The sequence below is a fragment of the Actinacidiphila yanglinensis genome, from assembly GCF_900107965.1.
In the GTDB taxonomy this organism is placed as follows: Bacteria; Actinomycetota; Actinomycetes; order Streptomycetales; family Streptomycetaceae; genus Actinacidiphila; species Actinacidiphila yanglinensis.
The window spans coordinates 43,651-57,031 of sequence record NZ_FNVU01000026.1; the positions used below are offsets into that span (position 1 = coordinate 43,651).

Here is a 13,381-nt window from a genome sequence, read left to right on the forward strand (position 1 = left end):
CGGATACCCTGGAAGGCGACTGTCACCGCCCCCGACCCCTGAGGACCTGCGACCACCGTGTTCGACACTCTGTCTGATCGCCTCGCGAATACCTTCAAGAGCCTCCGGGGCAAGGGCCGCCTGAGCGAGGCGGACATCGACGCCACCGCACGCGACATCCGTATCGCGCTGCTGGAAGCGGACGTGGCGCTCCCCGCGGTCCGGGCCTTCATCGCCAACGTCAAGCAGCGTGCGCTCGGCGCCGAGGTCTCCCAGGCGCTGAACCCCGCGCAGCAGGTGATCAAGATCGTCAACGACGAGCTGGTCACCATCCTGGGCGGCGAGACGCGGCGCCTCCGCTTCGCCAAGCAGCCGCCGACCGTGATCATGCTGGCCGGCCTTCAGGGCGCGGGCAAGACCACGCTGGCGGGCAAGCTCGGCCAGTGGCTGCAGAAGCAGGGCCACACCCCGCTGCTGGTCGCCTGCGACCTCCAGCGGCCGAACGCGGTGAACCAGCTCTCCGTCGTCGCCGAGCGGGCCGGGGTGGCGGTCTACGCGCCCGAGCCGGGCAACGGCGTGGGCGACCCGGTCAAGGTCGCCCAGGACTCCATCGAGTTCGCCAAGAGCCAGCAGTACGACATCGTCGTGATCGACACCGCCGGGCGGCTCGGTGTCGACCAGGAGATGATGCGGCAGGCCGCGGACATCCGCGACGTCTCCCGCCCCGACGAGATCCTGTTCGTGGTCGACGCGATGATCGGCCAGGACGCGGTGAACACCGCGGAGGCGTTCCGCGACGGGGTCGGCTTCGACGGCGTGGTGCTGTCCAAGCTCGACGGCGACGCCCGCGGTGGCGCCGCCCTGTCGATCGCGCACGTGACCGGCAAGCAGATCATGTTCGCGTCCAACGGCGAGAAGCTGGACGACTTCGACACCTTCCACCCGGACCGCATGGCGTCGCGGATCCTCGGGATGGGCGACGTCCTGTCGCTGATCGAGAAGGCCGAGCAGACCTTCAGCCAGGCCCAGGCCGAGGAGATGGCCGCCAAGCTGGCGAAGGGCCCGAAGGAGTTCACCCTCGACGACTTCCTGGCCCAGATGGAGCAGGTCCGCAAGATGGGCTCCATCTCCAAGCTGCTCGGCATGCTGCCGGGCATGGGCCAGATCAAGGAACAGATCAACAACCTGGACGAGAAGGACGTCGACCGCACCGCCGCGATCATCAAGTCGATGACGCGCGCGGAGCGGGCCGACCCGCACATCATCAACGGCTCGCGACGGGCCCGGATCGCCAAGGGTTCCGGCGTCGAGGTCAGCGCGGTCAAGAGCCTGGTGGAGCGGTTCTTCGAGGCCCGCAAGATGATGTCGCGGATGGCGCAGGGCGGCGGCATGCCGGGGATGCCCGGGATGCCGGGCATGGGCGGCGGTCCGGGCCGGCAGAAGAAGCAGCAGAAGCAGGCCAAGGGCAAGCGGCAGTCGGGCAACCCGATGAAGCGCAAGGCCGACGCGGCCGCGGCCGCCGCCCGGCGCGACCAGCAACAGGAGCAGGTGGACTCCGGCGACGGCGGGCCCCTCGGACTGCCCGGCGGCGGCAAGGACTTCGAGCTGCCGGACGAGTTCAAGAAGTTCATGGGCTGAGGCCCGGGCCGGGGCCGAGCAGGGGGACGCGCGCGCGGCCGGCTTCCGGGCCGGTCGCCCGCAGGTGGCGGCGCGCTCCACGGCGCGCGGCAGCGGGGCGCTTCCTGCGATGATGTGATCATGCGTATTTCGATCCGCGAGCCCCGGGCCGGTGACGCCGAGAACCATCGCGCCGCGATCCTGCGCTCGGGTGCGCATCTGCGGCCGTGGAACCCGGTGGAGCCGGACGCCCTGCCCGGACTGCTGCGGCGGCAGGGCGACGGCCTTCGGACGTATCTGATCGTCGACGACGACGAGGCGCGCAACGCCGGCGGGGACGGCGGGCTCGTCGGCACCTGCAACGTCGCCAACATCGTGCTCGGCAGGTTCCGCAATGCCGCCCTCGGCTACGACAGCTACCTGCCCTACGCGGGCACCGGGCGGATGAGCCGCGGCCTGCGACTGGTGGTGGCGCAGTGCTTCGCGGTGCAGCCGCACGGGCTCGGCCTGCACCGCCTGGAGATCAACGTGCAGCCGGACAACGTCCGTTCGATCGCGATGGCCCGGCGGCTGGGCTTCCGCCACGAGGGCTTCTCACCCCGGATGCTGTTCATCAACGACGCCTGGCGCGACCACGAGCGCTTCGCGCTGACCGCCGACGAGTGGCCGGCGCAGGCCGGTTGAGCGTCCCGGGACGCTGTCGGGGCGGGTGAGGGCGCGCCCCGCTCGCCCCACCCGCCTTCACAGCAGCGACGCGAGCCCGTCGCCCCGGGCCACCCGCTCCAGTTCGTCCAGCGCGCGCACCGCCGCCCCGGCCGCGTCCGGGTCCCGCGCCGCCAGCCCGCTGGCCTCGAACTCGTCCTCGTCCAGGCGCAGTACGTCGCCGCCGTCGGCGGACACCCACAGGTCGAGGTCCAGGTCCTCGGACAGCAGGGTGGCGTCCTCGACGGCGACCGGACGGGTGATGTCGCAGTACCAGCCCTTCAGCGCGCCGGCCGGGTCGTGCACCTCCTTGATCGCGTACCAGCGGTCGCGCCAGTAGTGCTCGGTGAAGAGGTCGCCCGGCTCGAAGCGGACGAAGCCGAAGTCGCGGACGGTGGGCAGCGACCAGGGCGCGGTGACGGTCACGCGGACGCCGTCGTCGTAGCGCACGGTGGCGTCGTAGCGGACCTTCTCGCGTCCGGCCTTGACCAGGCGGACGACGGCGGGGGTCTCGGGGGTCAGGGGAGCGGGTCGCGTCGGCATGGGGCCACTGTCGCCCGGACCGGCCGGGCGCGGCCAGCCGTTTTCCTCAGGTGCGGGCGATCAGGTAGCGGAAGACGTTCTCCATCCGCACGGACCCGTCCGGCCGGCGGTAGGGGTGCAGGGCCTCGGCGATCTCCTTGTCGACCTGCTGCCGGTCGGTGGCGGCGACGGCCGCGTCGAACAGCCCGGTGGACACCAGCCCGCGGACCGCGCTGGGCAGATCGGCGTACCCGAAGGGGCACGAGACGCGACCCGAGCCGTCGGGCCGCAGTCCGGCCTTGCGCGCCAGGTCCTCCAGGTCGTCCCTCCCGCTGAGCCGCAGGGCGGGGGTGCTCGCGCCGCGCGGCTCCGCCAGCCTGGCGGCGACCTTGAGCACGTGGGAGGTGGCGCAGCGCTCGGGCGGCCCCCAGCCTGCCAGGACCACGGTGCTGCCGTGCGGCGCGGGACGGGCCACCGCGGCCAGCTGCGCGCCGAGTTCGTCCGCGGGCACGGTGGGCTCGAACGCGGTGATCACGTCGTAGCCGTGGCCCCCGTCCGGTCCGCGGTCGGGACCGCGGGAGCCGGGGATGAGCGTCGTCGTGCCGCGCGGCCGCCCGGATCGCAGGGTCGCCGCGACCGGTTCCGGCGCGGCCGGGTCGCCCGCGAGCAGCCGGGTACGGGTGCCCGGTGGGCGGTCGCGTTCCCGTGCCGCGAGACGATCGCCGGCCACCGCCAGCCGTCCGGTGTCGCGGTCGTGGCCGGTGACGGTCGCGCCCCTGGCGGAGGCGAGCATCAGGGCCAGGCCGGTGCCGCAGGCCAGGCCGAGCAGCCGGGTGCCGGCCCCGACCTCCAGCCGGTCGTACACCGTGTCGTAGAGCGGAACGAGCATCCGTTCCTGGATTTCTGCCCAGTCCCGCGCCCGGCCCTGTGTGCCGGGCCTGGAGTCGCGATGGAGCGTAGCTGTCATGGAGAAGCTCCCCTCAGCCGACCGGAACCGCCGTGTGTTCCCCGTGCTGTGGTGCCCGGGGCCGAACTCGTCCCCACATGCCAGACAACTGCCGTTTCGCCGCCCCGTCCAGAGGGCGGGGGACGCGTTCTCGTGAACTTCCGGCGACACCCGTGTTTCGCGCGACCCGAGTGCGCCGGTGTGCGCCGGGTGGCGGCCGATTCACGCTGCGGTCGCACGGGGCCTTACCATCGGCCCATGGCTAAGGCTCCCGTTCTCACCCCCCAGGCGGACGACTTCCCGCGCTGGTACCAGGACCTGATCAACAAGGCCGAACTGGCCGACAACGGCCCGGTGCGCGGCACCATGGTGATCAGGCCGTACGGCTACGGCCTGTGGGAGCGGATGCAGGCCGACATGGACGCGCGGATCAAGTCCGTCGGCGCGCAGAACGCCTACTTCCCGCTGTTCATCCCGCAGTCGTACCTCACCCGCGAGGCCGAGCACGTCGAGGGCTTCGCCCCGGAGCTGGCCGTGGTGACGCATGGCGGCGGCAAGGAACTCGAGGAGCCGATCGTCGTCCGGCCGACGTCCGAGACGATCATCAACGAGTACTTCTCCAAGTGGGTGCAGAGCTACCGCGACCTGCCGCTGCTCATCAACCAGTGGGCGAACGTGGTGCGCTGGGAGCTGCGGCCGCGGCTGTTCCTGCGCACGACGGAGTTCCTGTGGCAGGAGGGGCACACCGCCCACGCCACCCAGGAGGACGCCCGGGAGTTCGCCAGCCGCATCCAGCACGACGTCTACCGCGACTTCATGGAGAACGTGCTCGCGATGGACACCGTGGCCGGCCGCAAGACCGCCAAGGAGCGGTTCGCCGGTGCGATCAACACCCTCACCCTGGAAGGGATGATGGGTGACGGCAAGGCGCTCCAGCTGGGCACCAGCCACGAGTTGGGGCAGAACTTCGCGAAGGCGTTCAACACCTCCTACCTGTCCAAGGAGGGCAACCAGGAGCACGTCTGGCAGACGTCCTGGGGCAGCACCACCCGGATGATCGGCGCGCTGGTGATGATGCACGGCGACGACAACGGGCTGCGGGTGCCGCCGCGGCTGGCGCACGTGCAGGTCGTGGTGCTGGCGATCAAGGACGACGAGGCGGTCGTGGCGAAGGTGCGCGAGGTCGGCGACAAGCTGCGCGCGGCCGGGTTGCGGGTGGTCGTGGACGACCGCACCGACACCCCCTTCGGGCGGCGTGCGGTGGACTGGGAGCTCAAGGGCGTCCCGGTGCGGGTCGAGATCGGCCCGCGCGACCTGGCCGGCGGCACCGCGATGCTGGCCCGCCGCATCCCCGGCGGCAAGGAGCCGGTCGCCCTCGACACCCTGGACACCGTGCTGCCCAAGGTGCTGGAGGAGGACCAGGAGCGGCTGCTCCAGGAGTCCCGCGACCGCAGGCTCGCGCGGACCGTGGATGTCTCGACGATCGACGAGGCCGCCGAGGCCGCGGCCACCGGCTGGGCCCGCATCCCGTGGGCGGACCTGGGCCCCGCGGGCGAGGCGGTGCTGGCCGAGCAGGGCGTCTCGGTGCGCTGCCTGGTCGCCGAGGACGGCTCGGTGCCGGTCGCGGACGACGCTCCCGGAACCCTGGCGGTCGTGGCCCGCGCCTACTAGGCGTCCGCCCGGGCACATCCGCCCTGTTCCGGCGTCCGCTGACCGATCGGTCGCGTACGGAATGTGTTCATACGTCCACGCATGGGGCGGGTGCTACGAGTTCACCGGTGTTTCACCGGTCCCTCCGCACCCGCCCTGCGTCATGCGTATCCATGCGCAACATCCGGAACTGACCGATCAGTGCAAATTAATTGGGCTAGCCCGGAATCGGAACACCTGAGGCGTCCGGCTCGTTGTCACGGCGTGAGCACGACACCACCTGTTCTCGCCGCCGAGCTGGCAGTCGCGTGGGCCGATATTCAACGGCACCACCCCGAGCTGCCCGACCTGGCCGCGCCCGAGTCCCTGATCGGAGAGTCCTCGTCCGCCTGCGGTACCGAGCTCTCCTTCGAAAGGCTGCTGCACGAGGCCGTGCACGGGATCGCCGCCTCCCGCGGCATCCGCGACACCTCGCGCGCCGGCCGCTACCACAACCGCAGATTCCTGGCCATCGCCGACGAGATGGGCCTGGACCACGCCGACGAGCCGCATCCGAGCAGTGGCTTCTCGCTCGTGGTCATGCGACCCGAGACCCGTAAGCGTTACCGAGGCACCATCGACCGGCTGCAGCGCGCGCTCAAGGCGCACACCGTGGCCACCACCGCCGACACCGCCCGCTCCTTCCGCGGACCTGCCGCCCGGCACGGCTCCTCCGGCGGCGGCGTGCGCGTGAAGGCCGTCTGCGAATGCGGGCGCAATGTCAGGGTGGTGCCCTCGGTCCTCGCCCAGGCCCCGATCATGTGCGGAGCGTGCGGGCAGCCGTTCCGCATCCCGGAGGTCGTTGGGGTCGGCTGACTGTGGCACAATGTTTAGCTGAGAACTCGACAGCCGTGCAGGAACCCTCTCTCCTTCGGCTGACGCGTCCGTCGGGCGCACGACTTCCACAACCCCACGTGGCCGTCCGAGTGCCCAACCACGTCAACTTCAGGAGAACCCACTCCCGTGGCAGTCAAGATCAAGCTGAAGCGCCTGGGCAAGATCCGCGCGCCTCACTACCGCATCGTCGTCGCCGACTCCCGTACCCGCCGTGACGGCCGGGCCATCGAGGAGATCGGCCTGTACCACCCCGTGCAGAACCCCTCGCGCATCGAGGTCGACTCCGAGCGCGCGCAGCACTGGCTCTCGGTCGGCGCGCAGCCGACCGAGCCCGTGCTCGCCATCCTGAAGCTGACCGGCGACTGGCAGAAGTACAAGGGCGAGCCCGCCCCGGCCCCGCTGCTCGAGCCGGAGGCGAAGGCCGACAAGCGCGTGCTGTTCGAGGCCGCCGCCAAGGACACCGCCGACGAGCCGAAGGGTGAGGCGATCACCCCCAAGGCGAAGAAGGCCGACAAGGCCGAGAAGAAGGCCGATGACGCCGAGGCCGCCCCGGCCGAGTCCACCGAGGCCTGAGCGTGCTTGAGGAGGCCCTTGAGCACCTCGTGAAGGGCATCGTCGACAACCCCGACGACGTGCAGGTCGGCATGCGGAACCTGCGCCGAGGCAGCGTGCTGGAGGTCCGGGTGCACCCCGACGACCTCGGCAAGGTGATCGGACGCAACGGCCGTACGGCCCGCGCGCTGCGCACCGTCGTCGGCGCTCTCGGCGGCCGGGGTGTCCGTGTCGACCTCGTCGACGTGGACCAGATGCGCTGAGTCGGATCGGGTTTTCGTTGCACCGGGCCGGAGGCGGCTACAACGCCTCCGGCCCGATGTGTTTCCCCCGCGTCCGCCGGCGCGGGTCCCACCGTTCCCACAGCGGGAGTTGAGCAGGACGTGCAGCTCGTAGTCGGCCGGATCGGCCGCGCCCACGGCATCAAGGGCGAGGTCAGCGTGGAAGTGCGCACCGACGAGCCGGAAATGCGGCTCGCCCCCGGCGCCGTACTCGCCACCGACCCGGCGGCCGCCGGACCCCTCACCATCGCCACCGGCCGGGTGCACAGCGGCCGCCTGATGCTGCGCTTCGAGGGCGTCAGCGACCGCAACGGCGCGGAGGCGCTGCGCAACACCCTGCTGATCGCCGAGGTCGACCCGACGCAGACCCCGGAGGACCCCGAGGAGTTCTACGACCACCAGCTCATCGACCTCGACGTGGTGACGGTGGACGGCCGCGAGGTCGGGCGGATCGCCGAGGTCGCGCACCTGCCGTACCAGGACCTGCTGGTGGTCCGTCGGACCGACGGCGGCGAGGTGATGGTGCCGTTCGTCACCGAGATCGTGCCCGAGATCGACCTGGACGAGCAGCGGGCCGTGATCGACCCGCCGCCCGGCCTGCTCGACGAGGCGGACGCACAGGTGGCCGGCGCGAAGGACGAGAGCGGCGCTGCGAAGGACGGGAGCGGCGCGGCGCGGGACGGCGACGGTGGCGCCCGGGGCGAGAGCGGCGGCGCCTGAGATGCGGATCGACGTCGTCACGATCTTCCCCGAGTACCTGGAGCCGCTGAACGTCTCCCTGGTCGGCAAGGCCCGCGCGGCCGGCCGGCTCGACGTGCGCGTGCACGACCTGCGCGGCTGGGCGCGCGACCGGCACCACACCGTGGACGACACCCCGTACGGCGGCGGGCCCGGCATGGTGATGATGACCGGCCCCTGGGGCGACGCCCTCGACCAGACGCTGGCCGACGGGTACGAACAGGGCGCCCACGAGCCCGTCCTGGTCGTCCCCACCCCCAGCGGCCGGCCCTTCACCCAGGAGGTCGCCGTGGAGCTGTCCCGGCTCCCCTGGCTGATCTTCACCCCGGCCCGCTACGAGGGCATCGACAGCCGTGTCACGGCCGAGTACGCCACCAGGCTGCCCGTGTACGAGGTCTCCATCGGCGACTACGTCCTGGCCGGCGGCGAGGCGGCCGTCCTCGTCGTCACCGAGGCGGTGGCCCGGCTGCTGCCCGGCGTGCTCGGCAACGCCCAGTCCCACGCCGACGACTCCTTCGCCCCGGGCGCGATGGCCGACCTGCTGGAAGGACCGGTCTTCACCAAGCCGCCGACCTGGCGCGGCCGTGGCATCCCCGACGTGCTGCTCAGCGGCCACCACGGGAAGATCGCCCGCTGGCGCCGCGACGAGGCGTTCCGCCGTACCGTCGCGCACCGGCCCGACCTGATCGAGCGCGCCGACCCCGCCGCCTTCGACAAGAAGGACCGCGAGATGCTCAGCATCCTGGGCTGGCAGCCCGGCCCGGACGGCCGATTTGGGCGCAACCCCGACGCCGTGGAAGAATGACCCGCTGTTGCCTGCCCGGCGCGCGCCCCTGCCACAGGGGGACAGCCGCCGCCCGGTGCGGGGCGACCACCCGTAGGACCATCCGAACACCCGAGACGAATGCCGTCGATGACCTGTGGCATCGGCGAGGAAGAGACGAACGACCATGACCAACCTGATCGAGGGCGTCAACAGCGCGAGCCTGCGCACCGACGTGCCGGCCTTCCGCCCCGGCGACACCGTCAACGTCCACGTGCGCGTCATCGAGGGCAACCGCTCCCGTGTGCAGCAGTTCAAGGGCGTCGTCATCCGCCGCCAGGGCGCGGGCGTCAGCGAGACCTTCACGGTCCGCAAGGTCAGCTTCTCCGTCGGCGTCGAGCGCACCTTCCCGGTGCACACCCCGATCGTGGAGAAGATCGAGGTCGTCACCCGCGGCGACGTCCGCCGCGCGAAGCTGTACTACCTCCGTGAGCTGCGCGGCAAGGCCGCGAAGATCAAGGAGAAGCGCGACAACTGAGCGTTTGACCTTCCCTTGGGGCGGGCCGGATAAGCTTCCGCCCCGATGGACAGCGAAGCAGTGACCCCGGAACGCGACCGTTCCCCCACCGCCGACGAGGCGGAACCGGAGGAGCGGTCGCGTTCCGTCGTGAGCGAGCGCCTCGCCGGCTGGTGGGCCGACTGGAACCGCACGCTCCTGCTCGCCCTCGCCTGCTGCGCGGCCCTGCTGCTGGTCAGCCACTTCGTGGTGGAGCCCTTCCAGGTGCCCAGCTCGTCCATGCGGAACACGCTGCGGGTCGGCGACCGGGTGCTGGTCGACAAGCTGGCGTACCGTTTCGGCGGCTCGCCCCAGCGGGGGGACGTGATCGTGTTCGACGGCAAGGACTCCTTCTCCACGACCGGCGGCACCGACTACGTCAAACGCGTGATCGGTGTCGGAGGCGACCGGGTCACCTGCTGCGACGCCCAGGGCCGGATCACCGTCAACGGCCACGCCCTCGACGAGATCTATCTGCACCCCGGCGACGCGCCCTCCCGTGACCCGTTCGACATCGTGGTGCCCCCGGGGCGGCTGTGGGTCATGGGCGACCACCGCGCCGACTCCGCCGACTCCCGCGACCACCTCGGCGACCCCGGGGGCGGCACCGTCCCGGTCGGCAAGGTGATCGGCCGGGCCGAGTGGATCGCCTGGCCGCCCGGCCACTGGACCCGGCTGCGCCGCCCTGCCGCCTTCTCCGGGGTGCCCGCGCACCCGGCCGGCTCCCATGGGTAACCGGGGCCGCCCCCGCGGCACGGACGCGCCGCCCGCGCCCCTGGTCAGCGGCAGCCGGGTGGAGCGGCGCAAGCTCGCCCGCAAGGTGAAGCGCAAGCGGCGCCGCTCGCGGGCGAGGGAGGTGCCGCTGCTGATCCTGGTGGCGCTGGGCATCGCGCTGGTGCTCAAGACGTTCCTGATCCAGGCGTTCGTCATCCCGTCCGGGTCGATGGAGCAGACCATCAGGATCGGCGACCGGGTGCTGGTGGACAAGCTCACCCCCTGGTTCGGCGCCGAGCCGCACCGCGGGGACGTCGTGGTCTTCAAGGACCCCGGCGGCTGGCTCCAGGGAGAGCCGGCGCCCAAGCCCGACCCGGTGGTGGTCAAGCAGGTCAAGCAGGTCTTCACGTTCATCGGCCTGCTGCCGGCCTCCGGCGAGCAGGACCTGATCAAGCGGGTCATCGGCGTCGGCGGCGACACGGTGAGCTGCAAGGGCACCGGCCCGGTGACGGTCAACGGCAAGCCGCTGGACGAGCCGTACGTCTACCCCGGCAACACCCCGTGCAGCGCCGACGCCCCCTTCACCGTGCACGTGCCCCTGGGGCGGCTGTGGGTGATGGGCGACCACCGCCAGGACTCCGCGGACTCGCGGTACCACATGGCGCAGGTCATCGACGGCAAGCGGACCGAGGGCACCATCGCGCAGAGCCTGGTGGTCGGGCGGGCCTTCGTGATCGGCTGGCCGATCGGCCACTGGACGCGGCTGTCGGAGCCGTCGACCTTCGGATCCGTGCCGCGGGCGGACGCGGCGATCCCGGCCGGCACAGCGGGCACGGCTATGGTGGACCGGGCCGACAGTTCGGCCAACAACGGTCAAAGGACGGACCCGCTCCCGACTCCTGCGGAACTCCCGCTCGTTATGGGAATGGTGGGCCTGCGCCGATCTCGGGGCAGGCGACGATATCGAATGAGGAGTGGATGTGGGGGACCTGGTGGTCGGCGCACGGTCCGGTTCCGGCGAGCCCGAGAAGGGGGACGGCCCGGTGTCCCCTGCGGGCGGCACGGAGGCCGATGGCGTGGTCCCCGAAGAGGCGTCGCGGAACGGTGCGCAGGGCGGTCCGTCCGCCGGCAGGGTCCCCGGACCTGCCGACGGCAGCTATGACCCCGGAGCGGGCGGCGGGTACCAACCCGCTGCCGCCAACGGATACCAGCCCGGGTACGACCCGGACCCGGGCTACGGGCAGAGCGCGCCCTACGAGCCCGGCTACGTCCCGGTGGCGAGCACCCGCCCCGAGGACGTGGGCGGCGTGACCGGGGGCGGCGGCGCGCACCGCCACGACTCCGGCGGGCCCGGCGATCCAGGCGGCTCCGGTGGCGGCGACGGCTCGTCCGGTGGCGAGCCCGCGCACGCCGCGGAGCGCAAGCCCCGCTCCTTCTGGAAGGAACTGCCGCTGCTGATCGGCATCGCGCTGGTCCTGGCGCTGCTGATCAAGACCTTCCTGGTGCAGGCGTTCTCCATCCCGTCCGACTCGATGAACAACACCCTGCTCCAGGGCGACCGGGTGCTGGTCGACAAACTGACGCCGTGGTTCGGCTCCACTCCCGGCCGTGGCGAGGTCGTGGTCTTCCACGACCCGGGCGGCTGGCTGCCGGAGAACCCGCCGCCGAGCAGCAACCCGGCGGTCCGCGGTCTCCAGAAGACCCTCAGCTTCGTCGGCCTGATGCCGTCGGCGGAGGAGAAGGACCTGATCAAGCGGGTCATCGGGGTCGGCGGCGACACGGTGAGCTGCAAGGGCACTGGCCCGGTGATGGTCAACGGCAAGCCGCTCAACGAGCCGTACGTCTTCCCGGGGAACACCCCGTGCAGCCCCGACAAGCCGTTCACCGTGCACGTGCCCAAGGGCCGGATCTGGGTGATGGGCGACCACCGGCAGGACTCCCTCGACTCCCGCTTCCACGTGGGGACCTTCGACGGCAAGCACACCGACGGCACCGTCTCGACCAAGCAGGTCGTCGGCCGCGCCATCGTGGTCGCCTGGCCGATCAACCGCTGGGACTGGCTCGGCGTCCCGAGCACCTTCTCCCAGCCGGGGATCAATGCGGCGGGCACCGCCGGTCCGGCCGTGGTCGGAGTGGCCGGTGCGGTCCCGTTGGTGCTGCTGAGGCGCCGCAGGCTGCTGCGCAAGCTCGAGGCGGCAGATGCTTCCGAGGGTGCAGAGGGCTGACCACGGCGCATACCGGCGGGTAGGGTTCGGCTCCATGAGTGCGACACGTACGAGCACCGGCAGCGAGACGATCCGCGGGGACCGCGGCGGGACCGGACAGCGTCTGTCCGGGATCGCCGTGGCCCTCGGCTGCGTGCTCTTCCTCGGCGGCTTCGCATGGGCCGCGGTCGTCTACCGCCCCTACACGGTGCCGACCAGTTCGATGGAGCCCACCGTCCGCCCCGGCGACAAGGTGCTCGCCCAGAAGGTCTCGGGGGACCAGGTGCACCGCGGTGACATCGTGGTCTTCAAGGACAAGCAGTGGGGCGACCTGCCCGAGGTCAAGCGGGTGGTGGGGGTCGGCGGTGACACGGTCGCCTGCTGCGACGCGCACGGCCGGCTGATGGTGAACGGCAAGGCGGTCGACGAGCCCTACCTGGCCGACCCCGGCCAGGCGTCGGGGACGAAGTTCGACACGAAGGTGCCGGCCGGCGCACTCTTCCTGGTCGGTGACAACCGCGCCGTCTCCCAGGACTCCCGGCTGCGCCTGGACGACTCCCAGCAGGGCGCCGTGCCGGTCTCGGACGTACGAGGCCGGGTGGAGGCCACCGCGTGGCCGCTGAGCCGCGTGGGAACGGTGGGGCGAACCTCCGCCTTCGACGCGCTCACCGGCGGCGGAGCGTCCGCCCAGGGCCCGCTGCGCTGGCTGCTGGCGGCGATCGTGGCCGGCGTGGTGCTGATCCTGGGCGGAGCCGCCTACACGCCGCTGTCCAACCGTGTCCGGCGGCGGGCCGGCTGACGCTCCCGGCGCGATACGGCGGTGTGCGGCTCCGGCACTCTCCCGGTAGCGCACAATGGGGTCACGTACGGCTGAAGGGGAACATGCCATGAGCGCCGAGGACCTCGAAAAATACGAGACCGAGATGGAGCTGAAGCTCTACCGGGAGTACCGCGACGTCGTCGGCCTGTTCAAGTATGTGATCGAGACCGAGCGGCGCTTCTACCTCACCAACGACTACGAGATGCAGGTGCACTCGGTCCAGGGCGAGGTGTTCTTCGAGGTGTCGATGGCCGACGCATGGGTCTGGGACATGTACCGGCCGGCCCGCTTCGTCAAGCAGGTCCGGGTGCTCACGTTCAAGGACGTGAACATCGAGGAGCTGAACAAGGCGGATCTGGATCTGCCGTCCGACGACTCCGGCTTCAACAACTGAGTCCGGCCGGGCCCTCCCGGGCCCGGCCTGGATTCGTCCGCCGGCCCGGTCGGGGCCCGGGCGTGGT

General features: G+C 71.6%; 16 protein-coding genes. 14 read left to right on the plus strand and 2 right to left on the minus strand.

Features of this window, described 5'->3' with window-relative positions; all coding sequences use genetic code 11:
- The first annotated feature begins 57 nt into the window (after positions 1–57).
- The gene (gene ffh, locus C4U44_RS36400; protein ID WP_103890382.1) at positions 58–1,617 is read left to right on the plus strand and encodes a signal recognition particle protein; all 1,560 of its coding nucleotides are present in this window, start codon (positions 58–60) and stop codon (positions 1,615–1,617) included.
- A 120-nt stretch (positions 1,618–1,737) separates the two neighbouring features.
- On the plus strand, positions 1,738–2,280 hold the full coding sequence (locus tag C4U44_RS36405) for a GNAT family N-acetyltransferase (protein ID WP_103890383.1): 543 nt from the start codon (positions 1,738–1,740) through the stop codon (positions 2,278–2,280).
- Positions 2,281–2,337: 57 nt separating this feature from the next.
- On the opposite strand, the gene C4U44_RS36410 is transcribed toward C4U44_RS36405, so the two are convergent.
- Positions 2,338–2,841 carry a DUF402 domain-containing protein gene (locus tag C4U44_RS36410; protein WP_103890384.1) on the minus strand — a complete coding sequence of 168 codons (504 nt, stop codon included), beginning with the start codon at positions 2,839–2,841 and terminating at the stop codon, positions 2,338–2,340.
- Positions 2,842–2,887: 46 nt separating this feature from the next.
- On the minus strand, positions 2,888–3,787 hold the full coding sequence (locus tag C4U44_RS36415; RefSeq protein WP_103890385.1) for a class I SAM-dependent methyltransferase: 900 nt from the start codon (positions 3,785–3,787) through the stop codon (positions 2,888–2,890).
- Between the two features lie 237 nt (positions 3,788–4,024).
- Between C4U44_RS36415 and proS the strand changes: the two genes are divergently transcribed.
- The 12 genes from proS to C4U44_RS36475 all read left to right on the plus strand — a co-directional run bounded on the left by proS (position 4,025) and on the right by C4U44_RS36475 (position 13,314).
- On the plus strand, positions 4,025–5,437 hold the full coding sequence (proS, locus tag C4U44_RS36420; protein WP_103890386.1) for a proline--tRNA ligase: 1,413 nt from the start codon (positions 4,025–4,027) through the stop codon (positions 5,435–5,437).
- Positions 5,438–5,680: 243 nt separating this feature from the next.
- Positions 5,681–6,271 carry a hypothetical protein gene (locus tag C4U44_RS36425; protein WP_103890387.1) on the plus strand — a complete coding sequence of 197 codons (591 nt, stop codon included), beginning with the start codon at positions 5,681–5,683 and terminating at the stop codon, positions 6,269–6,271.
- Between the two features lie 147 nt (positions 6,272–6,418).
- On the plus strand, positions 6,419–6,865 hold the full coding sequence (rpsP, locus tag C4U44_RS36430; RefSeq protein WP_103890388.1) for a 30S ribosomal protein S16: 447 nt from the start codon (positions 6,419–6,421) through the stop codon (positions 6,863–6,865).
- A 2-nt stretch (positions 6,866–6,867) separates the two neighbouring features.
- On the plus strand, positions 6,868–7,107 hold the full coding sequence (locus C4U44_RS36435; protein ID WP_103890389.1) for an RNA-binding protein: 240 nt from the start codon (positions 6,868–6,870) through the stop codon (positions 7,105–7,107).
- Between the two features lie 120 nt (positions 7,108–7,227).
- Positions 7,228–7,845, plus strand: a complete 618-nt coding sequence (gene rimM, locus C4U44_RS36440; RefSeq protein WP_103890390.1) for a ribosome maturation factor RimM — start codon at positions 7,228–7,230, stop codon at positions 7,843–7,845.
- Position 7,846: 1 nt separating this feature from the next.
- Complete coding sequence (gene trmD / locus C4U44_RS36445) at positions 7,847–8,668, plus strand: tRNA (guanosine(37)-N1)-methyltransferase TrmD (RefSeq protein ID WP_103890458.1); 822 nt, start codon at positions 7,847–7,849, stop codon at positions 8,666–8,668.
- Positions 8,669–8,813: 145 nt separating this feature from the next.
- On the plus strand, positions 8,814–9,164 hold the full coding sequence (gene rplS / locus C4U44_RS36450) for a 50S ribosomal protein L19 (RefSeq protein ID WP_103890391.1): 351 nt from the start codon (positions 8,814–8,816) through the stop codon (positions 9,162–9,164).
- Positions 9,165–9,209: 45 nt separating this feature from the next.
- Complete coding sequence (gene lepB / locus C4U44_RS36455) at positions 9,210–9,917, plus strand: signal peptidase I (RefSeq protein ID WP_103890392.1); 708 nt, start codon at positions 9,210–9,212, stop codon at positions 9,915–9,917.
- Complete coding sequence (gene lepB, locus C4U44_RS36460; RefSeq protein ID WP_103890393.1) at positions 9,910–11,058, plus strand: signal peptidase I; 1,149 nt, start codon at positions 9,910–9,912, stop codon at positions 11,056–11,058. The genes lepB (C4U44_RS36455) and lepB (C4U44_RS36460) overlap by 8 nt, the downstream gene beginning before the upstream one ends.
- A gap of 136 nt (positions 11,059–11,194) precedes the next feature.
- Positions 11,195–12,121, plus strand: coding sequence for a signal peptidase I (lepB, locus tag C4U44_RS43025; RefSeq protein WP_407642942.1), 927 nt, complete (start codon positions 11,195–11,197; stop codon positions 12,119–12,121).
- Between the two features lie 34 nt (positions 12,122–12,155).
- Positions 12,156–12,899: a signal peptidase I gene (gene lepB / locus C4U44_RS36470; protein WP_103890394.1), complete on the plus strand. Its 744-nt coding sequence runs from the start codon at positions 12,156–12,158 to the stop codon at positions 12,897–12,899.
- Positions 12,900–12,987: 88 nt separating this feature from the next.
- Positions 12,988–13,314, plus strand: a complete 327-nt coding sequence (locus C4U44_RS36475) for a DUF2469 domain-containing protein (protein ID WP_103890395.1) — start codon at positions 12,988–12,990, stop codon at positions 13,312–13,314.
- Positions 13,315–13,381: the final 67 nt, after the last annotated feature.